This is a genomic window from Pseudomonas sp. LBUM1670, assembly GCF_059695695.1.
Genome location: NZ_CP166783.1, coordinates 4088523 through 4103092 on the forward strand (window position 1 = coordinate 4088523; position 14570 = coordinate 4103092).

The 14570-nt window shown below is 58.6% G+C and carries 13 protein-coding genes and 4 tRNA genes; 6 read left to right on the forward strand and 11 right to left on the reverse strand.

Annotated elements, in window-relative coordinates; translation table 11 throughout:
• Positions 1-56: 56 nt before the first annotated feature.
• Complete coding sequence (locus ACA073_RS18510; RefSeq protein WP_497398459.1) at positions 57-1019, reverse strand: zinc-binding dehydrogenase; 963 nt, start codon at positions 1017-1019, stop codon at positions 57-59.
• Positions 1020-1157: 138 nt separating this feature from the next.
• Here ACA073_RS18510 and ACA073_RS18515 point away from each other — a divergent pair, with 138 nt between their 5' ends.
• Positions 1158-3239, forward strand: a complete 2082-nt coding sequence (locus tag ACA073_RS18515) for a carboxy terminal-processing peptidase (protein ID WP_497398461.1) — start codon at positions 1158-1160, stop codon at positions 3237-3239.
• Positions 3240-3386: 147 nt separating this feature from the next.
• Entirely contained in the window at positions 3387-5171 is a 1785-nt protein-coding gene (locus ACA073_RS18520; protein WP_497398463.1) for a bifunctional diguanylate cyclase/phosphodiesterase, read from the forward strand.
• A 142-nt stretch (positions 5172-5313) separates the two neighbouring features.
• Here ACA073_RS18520 and ACA073_RS18525 read toward each other — a convergent pair whose 3' ends face one another.
• The 5 genes from ACA073_RS18525 to bamJ all read right to left on the reverse strand — a co-directional run bounded on the left by ACA073_RS18525 (position 5314) and on the right by bamJ (position 8007).
• On the reverse strand, positions 5314-5718 hold the full coding sequence (locus tag ACA073_RS18525; protein WP_497398465.1) for an SEL1-like repeat protein: 405 nt from the start codon (positions 5716-5718) through the stop codon (positions 5314-5316).
• The gene (locus tag ACA073_RS18530; RefSeq protein ID WP_007898892.1) at positions 5719-6090 is read right to left on the reverse strand and encodes a hypothetical protein; all 372 of its coding nucleotides are present in this window, start codon (positions 6088-6090) and stop codon (positions 5719-5721) included.
• The gene (locus ACA073_RS18535) at positions 6087-6428 is read right to left on the reverse strand and encodes a helix-turn-helix domain-containing protein (protein WP_497398467.1); all 342 of its coding nucleotides are present in this window, start codon (positions 6426-6428) and stop codon (positions 6087-6089) included. Before ACA073_RS18535 ends, ACA073_RS18530 begins: the two co-directional genes overlap by 4 nt.
• A gap of 113 nt (positions 6429-6541) precedes the next feature.
• On the reverse strand, positions 6542-6997 hold the full coding sequence (locus ACA073_RS18540; RefSeq protein ID WP_497398469.1) for a YkvA family protein: 456 nt from the start codon (positions 6995-6997) through the stop codon (positions 6542-6544).
• Between the two features lie 293 nt (positions 6998-7290).
• Entirely contained in the window at positions 7291-8007 is a 717-nt protein-coding gene (gene bamJ / locus ACA073_RS18545) for a BamJ family beta-barrel-assembly machinery protein (RefSeq protein WP_497398471.1), read from the reverse strand.
• A gap of 269 nt (positions 8008-8276) precedes the next feature.
• On the opposite strand from bamJ, the gene ACA073_RS18550 reads away from it, so the two are divergent.
• Positions 8277-10085 carry a di-heme-cytochrome C peroxidase gene (locus ACA073_RS18550; protein WP_497398473.1) on the forward strand — a complete coding sequence of 603 codons (1809 nt, stop codon included), beginning with the start codon at positions 8277-8279 and terminating at the stop codon, positions 10083-10085.
• A gap of 29 nt (positions 10086-10114) precedes the next feature.
• The gene (locus ACA073_RS18555; RefSeq protein WP_497404146.1) at positions 10115-11251 is read left to right on the forward strand and encodes a catalase family protein; all 1137 of its coding nucleotides are present in this window, start codon (positions 10115-10117) and stop codon (positions 11249-11251) included.
• A 194-nt stretch (positions 11252-11445) separates the two neighbouring features.
• Here ACA073_RS18555 and ACA073_RS18560 read toward each other — a convergent pair.
• The 4 genes from ACA073_RS18560 to ACA073_RS18575 all read right to left on the reverse strand — a co-directional run bounded on the left by ACA073_RS18560 (position 11446) and on the right by ACA073_RS18575 (position 11977).
• Positions 11446-11522 (reverse strand) — tRNA-Asp (locus ACA073_RS18560).
• Positions 11523-11541: 19 nt separating this feature from the next.
• Positions 11542-11617 (reverse strand) — tRNA-Val (locus ACA073_RS18565).
• A 188-nt stretch (positions 11618-11805) separates the two neighbouring features.
• Positions 11806-11882, reverse strand: a tRNA-Asp gene (locus tag ACA073_RS18570).
• 19 nt (positions 11883-11901) lie between these two features.
• Positions 11902-11977: transfer RNA gene (locus tag ACA073_RS18575), tRNA-Val, on the reverse strand.
• A 160-nt stretch (positions 11978-12137) separates the two neighbouring features.
• Between ACA073_RS18575 and rdgC the strand changes: the two genes are divergently transcribed.
• Positions 12138-13058, forward strand: a complete 921-nt coding sequence (gene rdgC / locus ACA073_RS18580) for a recombination-associated protein RdgC (RefSeq protein ID WP_497398475.1) — start codon at positions 12138-12140, stop codon at positions 13056-13058.
• Between the two features lie 322 nt (positions 13059-13380).
• Entirely contained in the window at positions 13381-13695 is a 315-nt protein-coding gene (gene sugE / locus ACA073_RS18585) for a quaternary ammonium compound efflux SMR transporter SugE (RefSeq protein WP_497398477.1), read from the forward strand.
• A gap of 81 nt (positions 13696-13776) precedes the next feature.
• Here the strand turns inward: sugE and ACA073_RS18590 are convergent, their stop codons facing one another.
• The gene (locus ACA073_RS18590) at positions 13777-14538 is read right to left on the reverse strand and encodes an iron-containing redox enzyme family protein (RefSeq protein ID WP_497398479.1); all 762 of its coding nucleotides are present in this window, start codon (positions 14536-14538) and stop codon (positions 13777-13779) included.
• Positions 14539-14570 lie beyond the last annotated feature (32 nt).

Genomic DNA, 14570 nt, shown 5'->3' on the forward strand with positions numbered 1-14570 from the left:
GCCAGGTAAAACGCGTCGCCTTCAAATTCATCGCGAGCAAGCTCGCTCCTACAAGATCAGGTCAGGCTTTCGTCGATCACCAACACCAACTTCCCCGCCACCTTATTGGTCGCCAACTCGGCAAACGCCGCTTCCGCATCCTTGATCGGAAAAGTCTTCGCCAACTGCGAACTCAACCGCCCTTCAGCAAACAGCGGCCAGACATGCTGGCTCAAATCACTGAACAAATCCGCCTTGAACTGATCGTCGCGACTGCGCAAAGTCGAACCCAGCAGCTGCACACGCTTGGTCAGCACCTGCGCCAGATCCAGCTTCGCTTCACGGCCGCCCATCAAGCCGATCAGCACCCAACGGCCATCGCGAGCCAGCAGTTTCAGGTTCAGTGCGGCGTAGTTGCCGCCAACCGGGTCGAGAATCACGTCGAACGGACCCAGGTCGCTCAGACTTTCAAGACCGTCGGTGCGTACCACGCCACCCTGAGCACCCAGCGCTTCGCAGTAAGCCAGCCGCTCGGCAGAACCGACGCTGACCCAGCACGGGTTGCCGAATGCCTTGCACAGCTGAATGGCAGCTGAACCGATTCCACTTGCTCCGGCGTGCAGAAGAACTTTCTCACCCGGTTTGAGCGCGGCCAATTGAAACAAATTCAGCCAAACGGTCGCATAGACTTCGGGTAGCGCTGCCGCCTCGGCCAGAGACAATCCTTCTGGCACCGCCAGCACATGCCGTCCGTCGACAACCACCTCTTCGGCCATCCCACCCCCGGCCAGCAAGGCGCAGACCCGATCACCGATCTGCCACGACGAACCCGGGCCGACTTCGCTGATCACCCCGGAACACTCTAGACCCAGTACCTGACTGGCCCCCGGCGGTGGCGGATAAAGACCTGCCTTCTGTAATAAATCGGCGCGATTGAGGCCCGCTGCCGCCACACGAATGCGAACTTGCCCTACATCACATGTAGGACTGGGCTCTTCAAGCCACTCCACTTGACCTTCCACGCCTTGCAATGCCTTCACAGTGCCTCCATAGTGAGTCTGGACTGAGCCCGAAGCTGTATCGCCGGGCTTTTTGCATTATGCGACCGGCCCTTGTGGTACCGGCGACTTCAAAGACGGCCTAATATGCGTTATCAATTGTCCCCGCGTCGAATCAGCATGAAGCATTTGTTCCCCAGCACCGCCCTCGCCCTATTCATTGGTATCGGCCTGATGCCGATGTCGAGCAATACGTTTGCAGCCAATAGCTGGGACAAGCTTCAGCCTGATCGTGACGAAGTGATCGCCAGCCTGAATGTCGTCGAGTTGCTCAAGCGTCACCACTACAGTAAGCCGCCGCTTGATGACGCGCGCTCCGTGATCATCTACGACAGCTACCTCAAGCTGCTGGATCCGTCGCGCAGCTACTTCATGGCCAGCGACATTGCCGAATTCGACAAGTGGAAAACCCAGTTCGACGACTTCCTTAAAAGCGGCGACCTCAACGCCGGTTTCACCATCTACAAGCGCTATCTGGACCGCGTAAAAGCGCGTCTGGACTTTGCCCTTGCCGAGCTGAACAAGGGCGTCGACAAGATCGACTTCACCGCCAAGGAAACCTTGCTGATCGACCGCAAGGACGCGCCTTGGCTCAAGTCCACCGCAGAGCTCGACGACCTGTGGCGCAAACGCGTCAAGGACGAAGTGCTGCGGATGAAAATTGCCGGCAAGGATTCCAAGCAGATTCAGGAAACCCTGACCAAGCGTTACAAGAATCAGCTTGCGCGTCTGGACCAGACCCGTCCGGAAGACATCTTCCAGGCCTACATCAACACCTTCGCCATGTCCTACGACCCGCACACCAATTATCTGTCGCCGGATAACGCGGAGAACTTCGACATCAACATGAGCCTGTCCCTCGAAGGCATCGGCGCCGTGTTGCAGAGCGATAACGACCAGGTGAAAGTCGTGCGTCTGGTGCCTGCCGGCCCGGCCGACAAGACCAAGCAGGTTGCACCGGCCGACAAGATCATCGGCGTTGCCCAGGGCAACAAAGAGATGGTCGACGTGGTCGGCTGGCGTCTGGACGAAGTGGTCAAGCTGATCCGTGGCCCGAAAGGCACCGTGGTGCGCCTGGAAGTCATCCCGGCCAGCAATGCGCCGAACGACCAGACCACCAAGATCGTGCCGATCACCCGCGAAGCGGTGAAGCTTGAAGACCAGGCGGTGAAAAAGTCGGTCCTCAACCTGAAACAGGATGGCAAGGACTACAAGCTCGGCGTCATCGAGATCCCCGCCTTCTATCTGGACTTCAAGGCTTTCCGTGCCGGTGATCCGGACTACAAGAGCACCACGCGCGACGTCAAGAAACTGCTGACCGAGTTGCAGAAAGACAAAGTCGACGGCGTGGTCATCGACCTGCGCAACAACGGTGGCGGCTCCCTGCAGGAAGCCACCGAGCTGACCAGTCTGTTCATCGACAAAGGTCCGACCGTTCTCGTGCGTAACGCCGATGGCCGCGTCGATGTGCTGGAAGATGAAAACCCGGGCGCGTTCTACAAAGGCCCGATGGCGTTGCTGGTCAACCGCTTGTCCGCCTCGGCTTCGGAGATTTTTGCCGGCGCCATGCAGGACTACCACCGCGCACTGATCATCGGCGGCCAGACCTTCGGCAAAGGCACTGTGCAGACCATTCAGCCGCTGAACCATGGCGAACTGAAACTGACCCTGGCCAAGTTCTACCGGGTTTCCGGCCAGAGCACCCAGCATCAAGGCGTTCTGCCGGACATCGATTACCCGTCGATCATCGACACCAAGGAAATCGGTGAAAGCGCCCTGCCGGAAGCCATGCCGTGGGACACCATCCGCGCGGCGATCAAGCCGGCGACCGATCCGTTCAAACCGTACATCACCCAACTCAAGTCCGAGCATGATGTGCGCTCGGCCAAGGATGCGGAGTTCGTGTTCATTCGCGACAAACTGGCCTTGGCACAGAAACTGATGGCGGAAAAAACCGTCAGCCTCAATGAAGTCGATCGTCGTGCACAACACGCCGATATCGAAGCCAGGCAGCTTGCCATGGAGAATATCCGTCGCAAGGCCAAAGGCGAAGAGCCGCTCAAAGAGCTGAAGAAAGAAGACGAAGACGCCCTCGCGGCCGAGCCGGACAAGACCAAACCAGAAGACGATGCCTACCTGAGCGAGACCGGTCGGATTCTGTTGGACTATCTGAAGCTCAACACCGCGGTGGCCAAGCACTAATTTGTTACCAGCACGATGATGGCAATTTAAGGCTGACGCACCCCGTAGCGTCATCAAACAGTCATCATTCTGTCGTGAAATAAAGGACTGGGAGCACCTCTTTATCCAAGAGTGCTCCCTTTCCTTTTTTTATCGCCAGAGATCGCCATGACCACTACCGAACAGCTGAGTGCGTTGAGTTCAATACTGACTCAAAGCGGTTTGCACAGCCTGTTCCAGCCGATCATTTCCCTCTCTGAACGACGGATTATCGGCTACGAAGCGCTCAGCCGCGGCCCCTCCAACAGCCCACTGCACTCGCCCATCGCGTTATTCGCCGTCGCCCGCCAGGCCGGCCGTTTGAACGAGCTGGAAATTGCCTGCCGTGAGAGCGCTTGCCGGCGCTTCAATGAACAGCAACTGCCGGGCAAACTCTTTCTCAACGTGTCACCGGAATCCCTGCTCGAAGCGGCCCACCAACCGGGTCGCACCCTGCAACTGTTGCAGGATTTCGGCATACCGCCCAGTCAGGTGATCATCGAACTCACTGAACACACCCCGACCGACGATTTCCAGCTGCTGCAAAACGCGCTGCATCACTATCGGGCGATGGGCTTTTCCATTGCACTGGATGATTTGGGAGCCGGTTATTCAAGTTTGCGCCTGTGGTCCGAGCTGCGGCCTGATTATGTGAAGATCGACCGGCACTTCATCGACGGCATTCATCAGGATGCCCTCAAACGTGAATTCGTCGGCTCCATCATGCAAATCGCCAAAGCCTCTCGGGCTCAAGTGATTGCTGAAGGTATCGAACTGCCGGAAGAACTCGCGGTGTTGACCGATATGGGCGTCGATCTGGTCCAGGGTTACTTGCTGTGCCGGCCCCAGGAACATCCGCCAAGGGATGCTCGCAGCCTGATGCCCAAGCAGGACAACTCCGCCGTAGCGTTGAACGACGAAGGCAGCGACCTCAGCGCCCTTTTGAACGATCAGCCAGCGGTCGCGCGCGATACGCCTACTGCGACGGTGCTGGAGGCCTTTCGCCGCCAGGCCAACCTGAACTCGCTGGCGGTGCTCGATGAACACGGCCATCCCTGCGGCATCGTTCACAGGCATTCGCTCTCGGACGCGCTGCTCAAGCCCTTTGCCACCGACCTGTTCGCCCGCAAGCCGATCAGTCGGCTGATGAGTGACGACTTCCTCGCCGTCGAAATGAGCCAGTCGCTGCAACAGGTCAGCCGCCTGATTACCAGCCGCGCCCGACAACGCATTGAAGAAGACTTCATCATCACCCTGAACGGCGTGTATCTGGGGTTGGGCCGGGTGATCGACGTACTGAAGCTGATTACCGAACTGAAGATTCAGCAAGCCCGCTACGCCAACCCGCTAACCCTGCTGCCGGGCAACGTGCCGATCCAGCAATGCCTGACGCGCCTGCTGCAACAGCAGCGCGAGTCGGTGATCTGCTACGTGGACATCGACAGTTTCAAACCTTTCAACGACATCTACGGCTACGGTCGCGGGGATGAAGTCCTGCTGTGCCTCGCGCAATGTCTGAATGACCGCGTCGACCCTTCCCGCGACTTTGTCGGCCATATCGGCGGTGACGATTTCCTGCTGGTGCTCGGGCCGGAAGACTGGCGCAAACGTTTGAACCAGTTGCTCGATGATTTCCAGAGCCAGTGCCGGCGCTTCTACCGCAGCGAGCACCTGGAGGCCGGCTGCTTCATCGCGCCGAACCGCCAGGGTGTGCGGCAGGAATTTCCGCTGCTGTCACTGTCGATTGGCGTGGTGCATTTACATCCACAGGCCTGTGGACAACTCGATGCGAGCCAGTTGGCGGAGATGGCTTCGCAGGCCAAGCATCACGCGAAGAATGTGCCGGGGTATAGCCTGCATGTGATTGACAGTCTTGAGGTGCCCGGGCGAGAGGATGAATTGCTGATGGGGTAGCGGTGATTAGGCGGACGCCTTCGCGGGCAAGCCCGCTCCCACAGGGTTATGTGTCGTTCACAACATTCACGTTCGACACAAAACCTGTGGGAGCGGGCTCGCCCGCGAAGGCGTCAGACCGGCCGACTCAGATCAAAGAGGTTCACCCTGAATCACGAGAGGCCAACTCTTTCAGTTTCATCTCAGCCAACGGATGCCCGGCCTTTGCAGCCATTTCCCAAAACCGAGCCGCTTCAACGGGATCCGGCGCCTTGCTCGCCGTCCCCGCCAGGCTGATCACGCCCACCTGATACGCCGCCTTGCCGTCGCCCGCCAACGCCGCCAGGCGCAACAATCGGACACCTTCCTCACGAGCCCCGAGCCCAACGCCGCGAAAGGTCAGAATGTGGCCATAGAAGCTTTGAGCACCGACGTCACCCAAGTTGGCCATGCGTGCGAACTGGCCTTCGAGCCAGCTCCAGCCACGGGGCTGGTGGACGAACCATGACCAATGAAACAACCTGCGGGCCAACCAGTAACCGGCCCGCGCCTTGAGTCGCAAAAACACTCAGGCCTCGGCCGACTCGGGGTACTCGTACTCGAACACTCGCACCACTTCCGAGGCATGCCAGGACGCAGCAGCGACACCATCGGACGGCCCTGAGAAACGCCCCAGACGCTCGACGCATTCAAAAAACCCGGTGCGCGGCAGGCGACTGGCGCCCTGGCTGATCACCAGCGAACTGCGCAAGGGCTGTTCGGCCCTGGCGTCCAGCGCGGCCAGATGTTCAAGGGCTGCAGTCAAGGTTTGCATGGCCGGCGTCGGGAGTTGCAGACGCTCCAGCAATGCGCGATAAGTCAACAGATGTCGCTGGCGGCGCGCCTGATCCAGCTCGCCCAGCAACCCGTCCCAATGTTGACGACTGATGCGTACGCTCACGATTCATCCCTCCACCCTGGCACCGTCAATTCCCAGGCCAGACTGCGGCGAATCGCAGCGTCGGGTTGACGCTCGCCACTTTCGATCAAGGCCAGATAAGACGGGCTGATGCCTACCGTGCGGGCCAGCGCCTCGATGGCGATGCCCTTCCCTTCGCGCAAACTGCGGAGTTGATCCAGACCCGGAAGAATCGGGTCTGGTGTTGCCGCTTGACGCACTGTCGCCTCGCGCGGCGGTTGCTCATTGATGCCTGCTGCTTTTAGTAGAGCCTGATACTGAGCCCACGGCAGAACCGCATACTCGGGCTCGCCTTCGCGTGTGATTATCTGAATATCCATGACTTCCCCGTAGGACAACGACACTTAGCGAGTCGGCGCTTTTTCCTAGAAGTGTAATCCTAACAGCGGCCAAGGTCGCGGGGCCATGAATATAGGGATGATCCTGAATCGGCTCAGTTTTTTTTCGGCCCCTGAAGCTGAAGTTGCTCCAGGGTATCGGGCAGTCGCTCGACCACCGCGAGCTTCTCCGGCACCTGCCGTTTGCGCCAGGCGCGAAACGCATTGAGTTCATCATCGAGGACTTTCATCAGCCAGGCGAGCACGGCGATGTCATCAAGCATGCCAAACACTGGAATGAAATCCGGAATCGCATCCACCGGACTCAGGAAGTACATCAGGCCCGCCACCACCGAGATCAGCGCTTTCGGACTGATGGCCCGGTATTCGCCACGCCAGTACGCCAGGCACAAAGCCTGCAACAGGCGCAGGTCATCTTTGAGCTTGCCCAAACGGTTGCCCTGGCTCGCGCCTTTGCTGGCCACCGCGAATAACAGCGTTGGCAATCGTCCACGGGCGAGCAGGCGTCCGGCCAATGGCAGGAAATGAGCGAAATTCCAAGGTGCCTTCATTATTCCTCCCGCTGAAATGTTATCCACACAAATTGTGGATAACCTTGTGAACAGAGCTGCATTTCACGGCTGAAAGCCCCGTTTCATAAGGGCTTTGCTCAGATCGGGCGTTTTTTACTCACATAAAAAAACCCAAGATTTCATTGACTTGGCGCTCTGGCGCGGTTAGCGCAGGCGTCCTCAATGGGTATGACTCCAGCCTGCCGCATCCGTTCGCTTTGTTTACCCTCACCCACCGCCAGATGCAACAACGCCCCGCATAAGCGAGGCGTTGTTGTCAGAGCGGACGCTGATTACTTCGCGGCGTCGTCTTGCTTGGATGGATCCTTGATCGCCAGCAGCTCGAGGTCGAATACCAGCACCGAGTTGGCTGGAATCGCCGGGCTTGGGCTTTGGGCGCCGTAAGCCAGTTCGCTAGGGATGTACAGTTTGTACTTCTCGCCAACGTGCATCAGTTGCAGGCCTTCGACCCAACCCGGGATCACACCGCTGACCGGCAGATCGATCGGGCTGCCGCGCTCGACGGAGCTGTCGAAGACGGTGCCGTTGGTCAGGGTGCCGGTGTAGTGAACAGTGACTACGTCAGTCGGCTTTGGCTGCGCGCCGTCGGCTTTCTTGACCACTTCATATTGCAGGCCCGAAGCAGTGCTGGTGACACCGGCTTTCTTGGCGTTGTCTTCGAGGAATTTCTTGCCGGCGGCTGCCGACTCTTCGCTCATTTTGGCCATGCGTTCTTCAGCACGCTTTTGCAGCGCGGCGAAAGCTTCGACCAGTTCTTCGTCCTTCAGCTTCTGTTCTTTCTTGCCGACGGCATCTTCGATGCCCTGGGCTACGGCTTTGGAGTCCAGATCATCCATGCCTTCCTGAGCCAGGCTCTTGCCCATGTTCAGGCCAATCCCGTAGGAAGCTTTTTGCGCCGGGGTTTTCAGCTCTACGCTGGTCTGCGAGTCACAACCCGCGAGTACCAGGCTAACCAGGGCCACCGCCGCCGCCAACCGATGCTGTTTCATGCTATTTCCTTGTTCATGCGCCTAAAGGGCAATCGAATAAAGTCGCGAGCTTATCAGGCGGCCACGACCAATGGCTACCGGCATGAGAGCAGGAAACTTCTGATAAGTTCAGGTGTTTTAACGCATTTCCGGAATCGGAGGATGAAGCTTCTGTCATCTTCGCCTCACAGACACAACTGACCAGTCCCGCAATATCTTGCGTAATGGCCACTTGCCGCACGTCTGCAGCTGAGGCATAAGAGAGCGACAAATCGACAAGGATGTTTATCTTGCGCCTCTTTTATCGCTTACTGGTTCTGATCGTTGCGTTGCTGGGCATGTGCCTGGCCGTGATTCTGTATTACGTCGCCAATCCGAAACTGCCGACCTTGACGCCTGCGCAGCAGGTGCATTACCTGGAGCAGTGGAGCGCGACCGACCGCCAGACCTACTACTTCACGCCTCAGGGCACTCAAGTCAAAGGCTTGCGCTACGACTGGTTCAACGCGCTCGAACTGCCTTTTTCGCAACAGCGATTTGCCGCTCCGGAGTACCTCGCACGCTTCGGTTTTCTGGTCGACCCCGGACAGAAAGCCACGCCGAACAACCCCGGTAACCTGCCCGTGGGCTTTGCCCGTCATCAAAACCCCGGCAACCCGGAACAGTTTCTGGACATCACCTGTGCCGCCTGCCACACCGGCGAATTGCGCTTCAACGGCCATGCCATCCGCATCGATGGCGGTTCGGCGCAGCATGTCTTGCCGTCCAGCGTTCCTACACTGCGCGGTGGCAGTTTCGGACAGGCATTGGTCGCCAGTCTTGCTTCAACTTACTACAACCCATGGAAATTCGAACGTTTCGCTCGCAACGTGCTGGGCCAGGACTACGACGCCCGGCATCAACAACTGCGTAAAGACTTCAAGACCTCTCTCGACACCTTCCTGAAAGTCGCCTGGAACGACACCCACCGAGGGCTCTACCCGACTGAGGAAGGCCCTGGCCGTACCGACGCGTTCGGGCGTATTGCCAACGCCAGTTTCGGTGACGCGATTTCACCTGCCAATTACCGAGTGGCCAACGCGCCGGTCGATTACCCGCAGCTGTGGGACATGTGGACCTTCGACTGGGTGCAGTGGAACGGTTCGGCGCAGCAGCCAATGGCCCGCAATATCGGTGAGGCCCTGGGTGTAGGCGCCACGCTGAACTTCTTCGACAGTAACGGGCAGCCACTCAAGGGCGACGATCGCTATCCGTCCAGCGTCCGGGTGCGCGATTTACACCAGATCGAAGAAACCCTGCAGCGACTCAAACCGCCAGCCTGGCCGGAAGACCTGCTGGGTGCCATCGACAAACCGCTGGCGGCCAAGGGACGTGCGCTGTTTGCCGAAAACTGCGCAGGCTGCCATGTCCCGCGGACGACCCAGGAAGGTGAGCGCTGGGTCCAGCATTTGCACATGCTGTCCGTCGACGTCATCGGCACCGATCCGACGGCGGCGAACAACATCGCCAACCACCGTTTCGATCTGACCGCCCTGCAATGGGATCCGGCGGAGCTTGCGCAGATGGACGTGAAGTTGCACCCCGCACCCAAGGAACCGCTGGACTTGAGCCAACTGTCAGTGGCCAAGGGCCTGGCTTACGTCACTGCATTCGTCGAGAACCGCGCTTACCGCGAGGCCAAAGTCACGGCGGAAGAAAAGCCAAAGCTCGACGGTTTCAGCCTGCCGATCGGTGTTCGTGAAAAAGTGGCCTACAAGGCTCGACCATTGGCGGGGGTATGGGCGACGGCGCCGTTTCTGCACAACGGTTCGGTGCCGAGCATTTATCAACTGCTCTCGCCCCAGGATGAACGCGCGACCACCTTCTACAAAGGCACGTTCGACTACGACCCGCGGCACCTGGGCTATCGCACCGAAGCCTTCACCAACGGTTTCCTGTTCGATACGCACATTACCGGCAACCACAACAGCGGCCATGAATTCCGCGCCGGTGAGCGCGGCAACGGGGTGATCGGCCGGTTGTTGCAACCCGGGGAGCGCTGGGCGCTGCTGGAGTACCTGAAAGTGCTGGGCGGCCCGCTGGAGGCGCAACTGCCATGATCATGTCCCCCTTCAAAAAGGATTTGCCGATGCTCGCCCGGTTCTGGTTGTGGCTGGGTCGCCTGCTCGGCAAAACCCTGCTGATTTTGCTGTGCATCGGCCTGCTTGGTTGGGTGCTGACCACCGTCTGGTATGCCTGGCAGCACCGAGGCCCGGTCTCGGCACTGGAGCAGATTCCGGACGGCGAAGCAGCCATGACCCAGGCTGTGATTCAGACCGCCGTGCGCATTGTCGATCAACACCGTGAAAGCACCCGTTACCTGCGCGATGCCCATGCCAAGGCCCATGGCTGCGTGAAAGCCGAGGTGCAGGTGGTGCCGGAACTGGCGCAGGAGCTGCGCCGCGGTGTCTTCAGCGAACCGGGCAAGCGCTGGCAGGCGACCATGCGCCTGTCCAACGGCAACGCTTATCCGCAGTTCGACAGCATTCGGGATGCCCGGGGCATGGCGATCAAACTATTGGATGTGCCGGGCAAGCCGCTACTCGGCGACCGGCAAGGGCGCCACGAGCAGGACTTTGTCATGTTCAGCCATCCGAACTTCTTTGTCAGCGATGTCGCCGAGTACCATCAGAATATCGCGGCTCAGGCTGACGGAAAAAAGGTCATGGCGTTTTTTCCTGGCTGGGATCCGCGCACCTGGCAGGTCCGTCATTTGTTCATCGCCCTGGCGACGCTGTCCCCGCCGCCGGAAAGCCCGACACGTACCACCTACTTTTCGGTATCGCCGTATAAATTCGGTGAGGCCAATGCCAAGTTCCGGGTGATACCGGATTCGGACAACTGCCCGGCCTACACCTTGCCCAAGCAGAACCAGGATCTGCCGAACTTCCTGCGTAACGCCCTGACCCAACAGTTGTCCACGGATCGGGTGCCGGCCTGCTTTGTATTGCAGATCCAGCGCCAGGATGCGAACAGGTTCATGCCGATTGAAGACACCAGCATCGAGTGGCGCGAGCAGGATGCGCCGTTCGAAACCGTGGCCCAAATCACCCTGCCCCCTCAGGACTTCGACACCCCGGCGCAGAATCTGCAATGCGACAACCTGTCGTTCAACCCGTGGTTCGGTCTGGAGGATCATCGCCCGATTGGCGGTATCAACCGGCTGCGCAAAGCCGTGTACGAAGCGATCAGCGACTACCGGCACAGTCGAAACGCTGAACTGTAGGAGCGAGCTTGCTCGCGAAAAACGCACAGGCAACGCGTTGATCCAGACTGCACGCGTTATCGTTGACGTCCATCGCGAGCAAGCTCGCTCCTACAGGTTTCGCGCATTTGGCCAAACCCCAGACAGCAAAAAGCCCGCATTAAGCGGGCTTTTTCCGTGGTGACCTGGCGTTCAGTGTTCCAGGTTACCGAATATGGCGCAGCGGACGGGACTCGAACCCGCGACCCCCGGCGTGACAGGCCGGTATTCTAACCGACTGAACTACCGCTGCGCGTAGCGTTGAAAGTAAATGGTGGGTGATGACGGGATCGAACCGCCGACATTCTGCTTGTAAGGCAGACGCTCTCCCAGCTGAGCTAATCACCCTTTACCTTCGTTGCGGGGCGCATTGTGCCACAGATTTTCATAAAGTGTTGATTTAATTGATAAATAATTCAAAAAAATCTGAAAACCGGTGAAACGATGCATCCTGCAGGAACTTCAGACAGAAAAAAACCCGCGTTAGCGGGTTTTTCCGTGGTGACCTGGCGTTCAGCGTTCCAGGTTACCGAATATGGCGCAGCGGACGGGACTCGAACCCGCGACCCCCGGCGTGACAGGCCGGTATTCTAACCGACTGAACTACCGCTGCGCGTAACACTTGAAGCGAATGGTGGGTGATGACGGGATCGAACCGCCGACATTCTGCTTGTAAGGCAGACGCTCTCCCAGCTGAGCTAATCACCCTTCACTTTCGGTGTGGCGCGCATTCTACGGAGCGCCCTCACCTCTGGCAAGCACTTTTTTAAATAATTTTTTCAGGCCTTCCAAAGGCTTAGAGAAGGGTTGGCCTATGGCGCCGCGAAGAGAATAATGCCCCACTTTGTATAAAGGAGAGACTCGCCCCATGTGGTTCAAAAACCTGCTTATCTATCGCCTGACCCAAGATCTGCCTTTTGATGCCGAGGCGTTGGAAACTGCACTGGCCACCAAACTGGCGCGTCCCTGTGCAAGCCAGGAGTTGACCACCTACGGTTTCGTCGCGCCATTCGGCAAAGGCGAAGATGCACCCCTGGTGCACGTCAGCGGCGACTTCCTGCTGATTTCCGCGCGTAAAGAAGAACGCATCCTGCCGGGCAGCGTCGTGCGTGACGCGGTGAAGGAAAAGGTCGAAGAGATCGAAGCCGAACAAATGCGCAAGGTCTACAAAAAGGAACGCGACCAGATCAAGGATGAAATCATCCAGGCCTTCCTGCCTCGCGCCTTTATCCGTCGTTCGTCGACCTTCGCAGCGATCGCGCCGAAACAAGGCCTGATTCTGGTCAACTCGGCCAGCCCGAAACGTGCCGAGGACTTGTTGTCTACCCTGCGTGAAGTGATCGGCACGCTGCCGGTGCGTCCGCTGACCGTGAAAATGTCGCCGACCGCCACCATGACTGACTGGGTCACCACCCAGAAAGCCGCGGACGATTTCTTCGTGCTGGACGAGTGCGAACTGCGCGACACCCACGAAGACGGCGGCATCGTGCGCTGCAAGCGTCAGGACCTGACCAGCGAAGAAATCCAGCTGCACCTGAGCACTGGCAAAGTGGTCACTCAGCTGTCGCTGGCGTGGCAAGACAAACTGTCTTTCGTCCTCGACGACAAGATGGTGGTCAAGCGCCTGAAGTTCGAGGATCTGCTGCAGGATCAGGCGGAACAGGACGGTGGCGAAGAGGCCCTCGGCCAGCTGGATGCCAGCTTTACCCTGATGATGCTGACTTTCGGCGACTTCCTACCGTCGATGGTTGAAGCGTTGGGTGGCGAAGAGACTCCGCAAGGCATTTAAAGCCTTGTGATCTCCAATGTGGGAGCGGGCTTGCTCGCGAAAGCGGTTTTACATTCAACACATGTGTTGGATGAAACACCGCTTTCGCGAGCAAGCCCGCTCCCACATTCGTTTTGTGGTGCTAGATAAAAACAAGGATCAGGCCATGCGTGCACTGGTAGAAAGAAGATCGGAAAACGGCGGCTCGGCAAGTGACTGAATAGGCGGCAAACTTGATCCCCCGATTAATGATGGGCACCATACTGCGCAATGCGAGGACGACCTCGCGGCTCGATCGAGTCATTAATCTGGGGACGACCCCGTCAATCGATGGAGGTCTCTCATGTCCTGGATCATTCTGTTTTTCGCCGGCCTGTTCGAAGTAGGCTGGGCTGTCGGCCTGAAATACACCGATGGTTTCAGCCGCCCTCTTCCCACCGCACTGACCATTGCCGCCATGGCCATCAGCCTTGGTCTGCTCGGCCTTGCCATGAAGGAATTGCCACTGGGCACCGCCTATGCAATCTGGACAGGCGTGGGTGCGGTCGGCACGGTCATCGCCGGGATCATTCTGTTTGGTGAATCCATGGCGTTGTTCAGGCTCGCCAGTGTGGCGTTGATCATTGCCGGGCTGATTGGACTGAAAGTCAGCACCTAGCCATTGCCGGTCCATACGAAAAAGCCCGCCCCCCTGGCGATACCGGGGGAGCGGGCTTTTTTTCAATGGAAAGAAAACGAATCAGCTTTCAGCCAGCGCCATGCGCCCACGCGCGACCGGAGCCTTCTCCACATGTTCAAGCTGCATGCAGCGTTCCAGGAACAGGAACATGTAGTCGTAGCTTTTGCACACCGCCTGACGCAACTCCGCCTGCAAGGACTGGCTCGGATTCAACCCCGCCAGCGTGCAGATGATTTCCAGCGCTTCCCACGGATGGGCGTCGTCGTACTGGGCGTGCATCTTCAGCCACTTCATGGCCCGCTTGCGATCTTCCTCGGGGAACGCTGCCGCATAGACACCATTGGAGCAGACCAGCGCCGACCATTCACCTGTCGCGCCTTCAATGGCGTAGTTGGTGGCGGCAATGGCCACGATCAGCGAATCCGCCGAACTGGTGTGCCAGCACCAGTGGCTCAAGGCATGAAGTTCAGGGGCAACCTGTTGCGCCTGCAGATCCTCCAGGCTCACACCGTGAGCGCGGCTCCAGTGCACCCAGTAATCGGCGTGGTTCAATTCCACCCGGATGTTGCGCATCAACCAGCGGCGCGCCATGTCCTCCCCCGGATGGCGGGCAAAACGGGTCTTGGTCAGGTTCTGGGCCATATACAACGCGAACTGTTCAACCACCGGCCAACCACCAATAAGGTAGTGACGCATGGTCCTGGCGCTGAGCTTGTTGTCTCGCATGCGCCGGTACAGTTCGTGTTCGACAACCCGGCGTTTACTCTCGCTGCAATCCTGGATCAGTTGCTGAGCCCAGGCGGGATAACTTGCAGCTTCCATGAGGGGTCCGGTTCTGTTGAAAGTATCGATCA

Coding starts and splice junctions, on each gene's coding strand:
- ACA073_RS18555 (WP_497404146.1), top strand. CDS start 10,115: ATGCTCGCCCGGTTCTGGTTGTGGCTGGGTCGCCTGCTCGGCAAAACC.
- ACA073_RS18520 (WP_497398463.1), top strand. CDS start 3,387: ATGACCACTACCGAACAGCTGAGTGCGTTGAGTTCAATACTGACTCAA.
- rdgC (WP_497398475.1), top strand. CDS start 12,138: ATGTGGTTCAAAAACCTGCTTATCTATCGCCTGACCCAAGATCTGCCT.
- ACA073_RS18540 (WP_497398469.1), bottom strand. CDS start 6,997: ATGAAGGCACCTTGGAATTTCGCTCATTTCCTGCCATTGGCCGGACGC.
- bamJ (WP_497398471.1), bottom strand. CDS start 8,007: ATGAAACAGCATCGGTTGGCGGCGGCGGTGGCCCTGGTTAGCCTGGTA.
- sugE (WP_497398477.1), top strand. CDS start 13,381: ATGTCCTGGATCATTCTGTTTTTCGCCGGCCTGTTCGAAGTAGGCTGG.
- ACA073_RS18535 (WP_497398467.1), bottom strand. CDS start 6,428: ATGGATATTCAGATAATCACACGCGAAGGCGAGCCCGAGTATGCGGTT.
- ACA073_RS18515 (WP_497398461.1), top strand. CDS start 1,158: ATGAAGCATTTGTTCCCCAGCACCGCCCTCGCCCTATTCATTGGTATC.
- ACA073_RS18590 (WP_497398479.1), bottom strand. CDS start 14,538: ATGGAAGCTGCAAGTTATCCCGCCTGGGCTCAGCAACTGATCCAGGAT.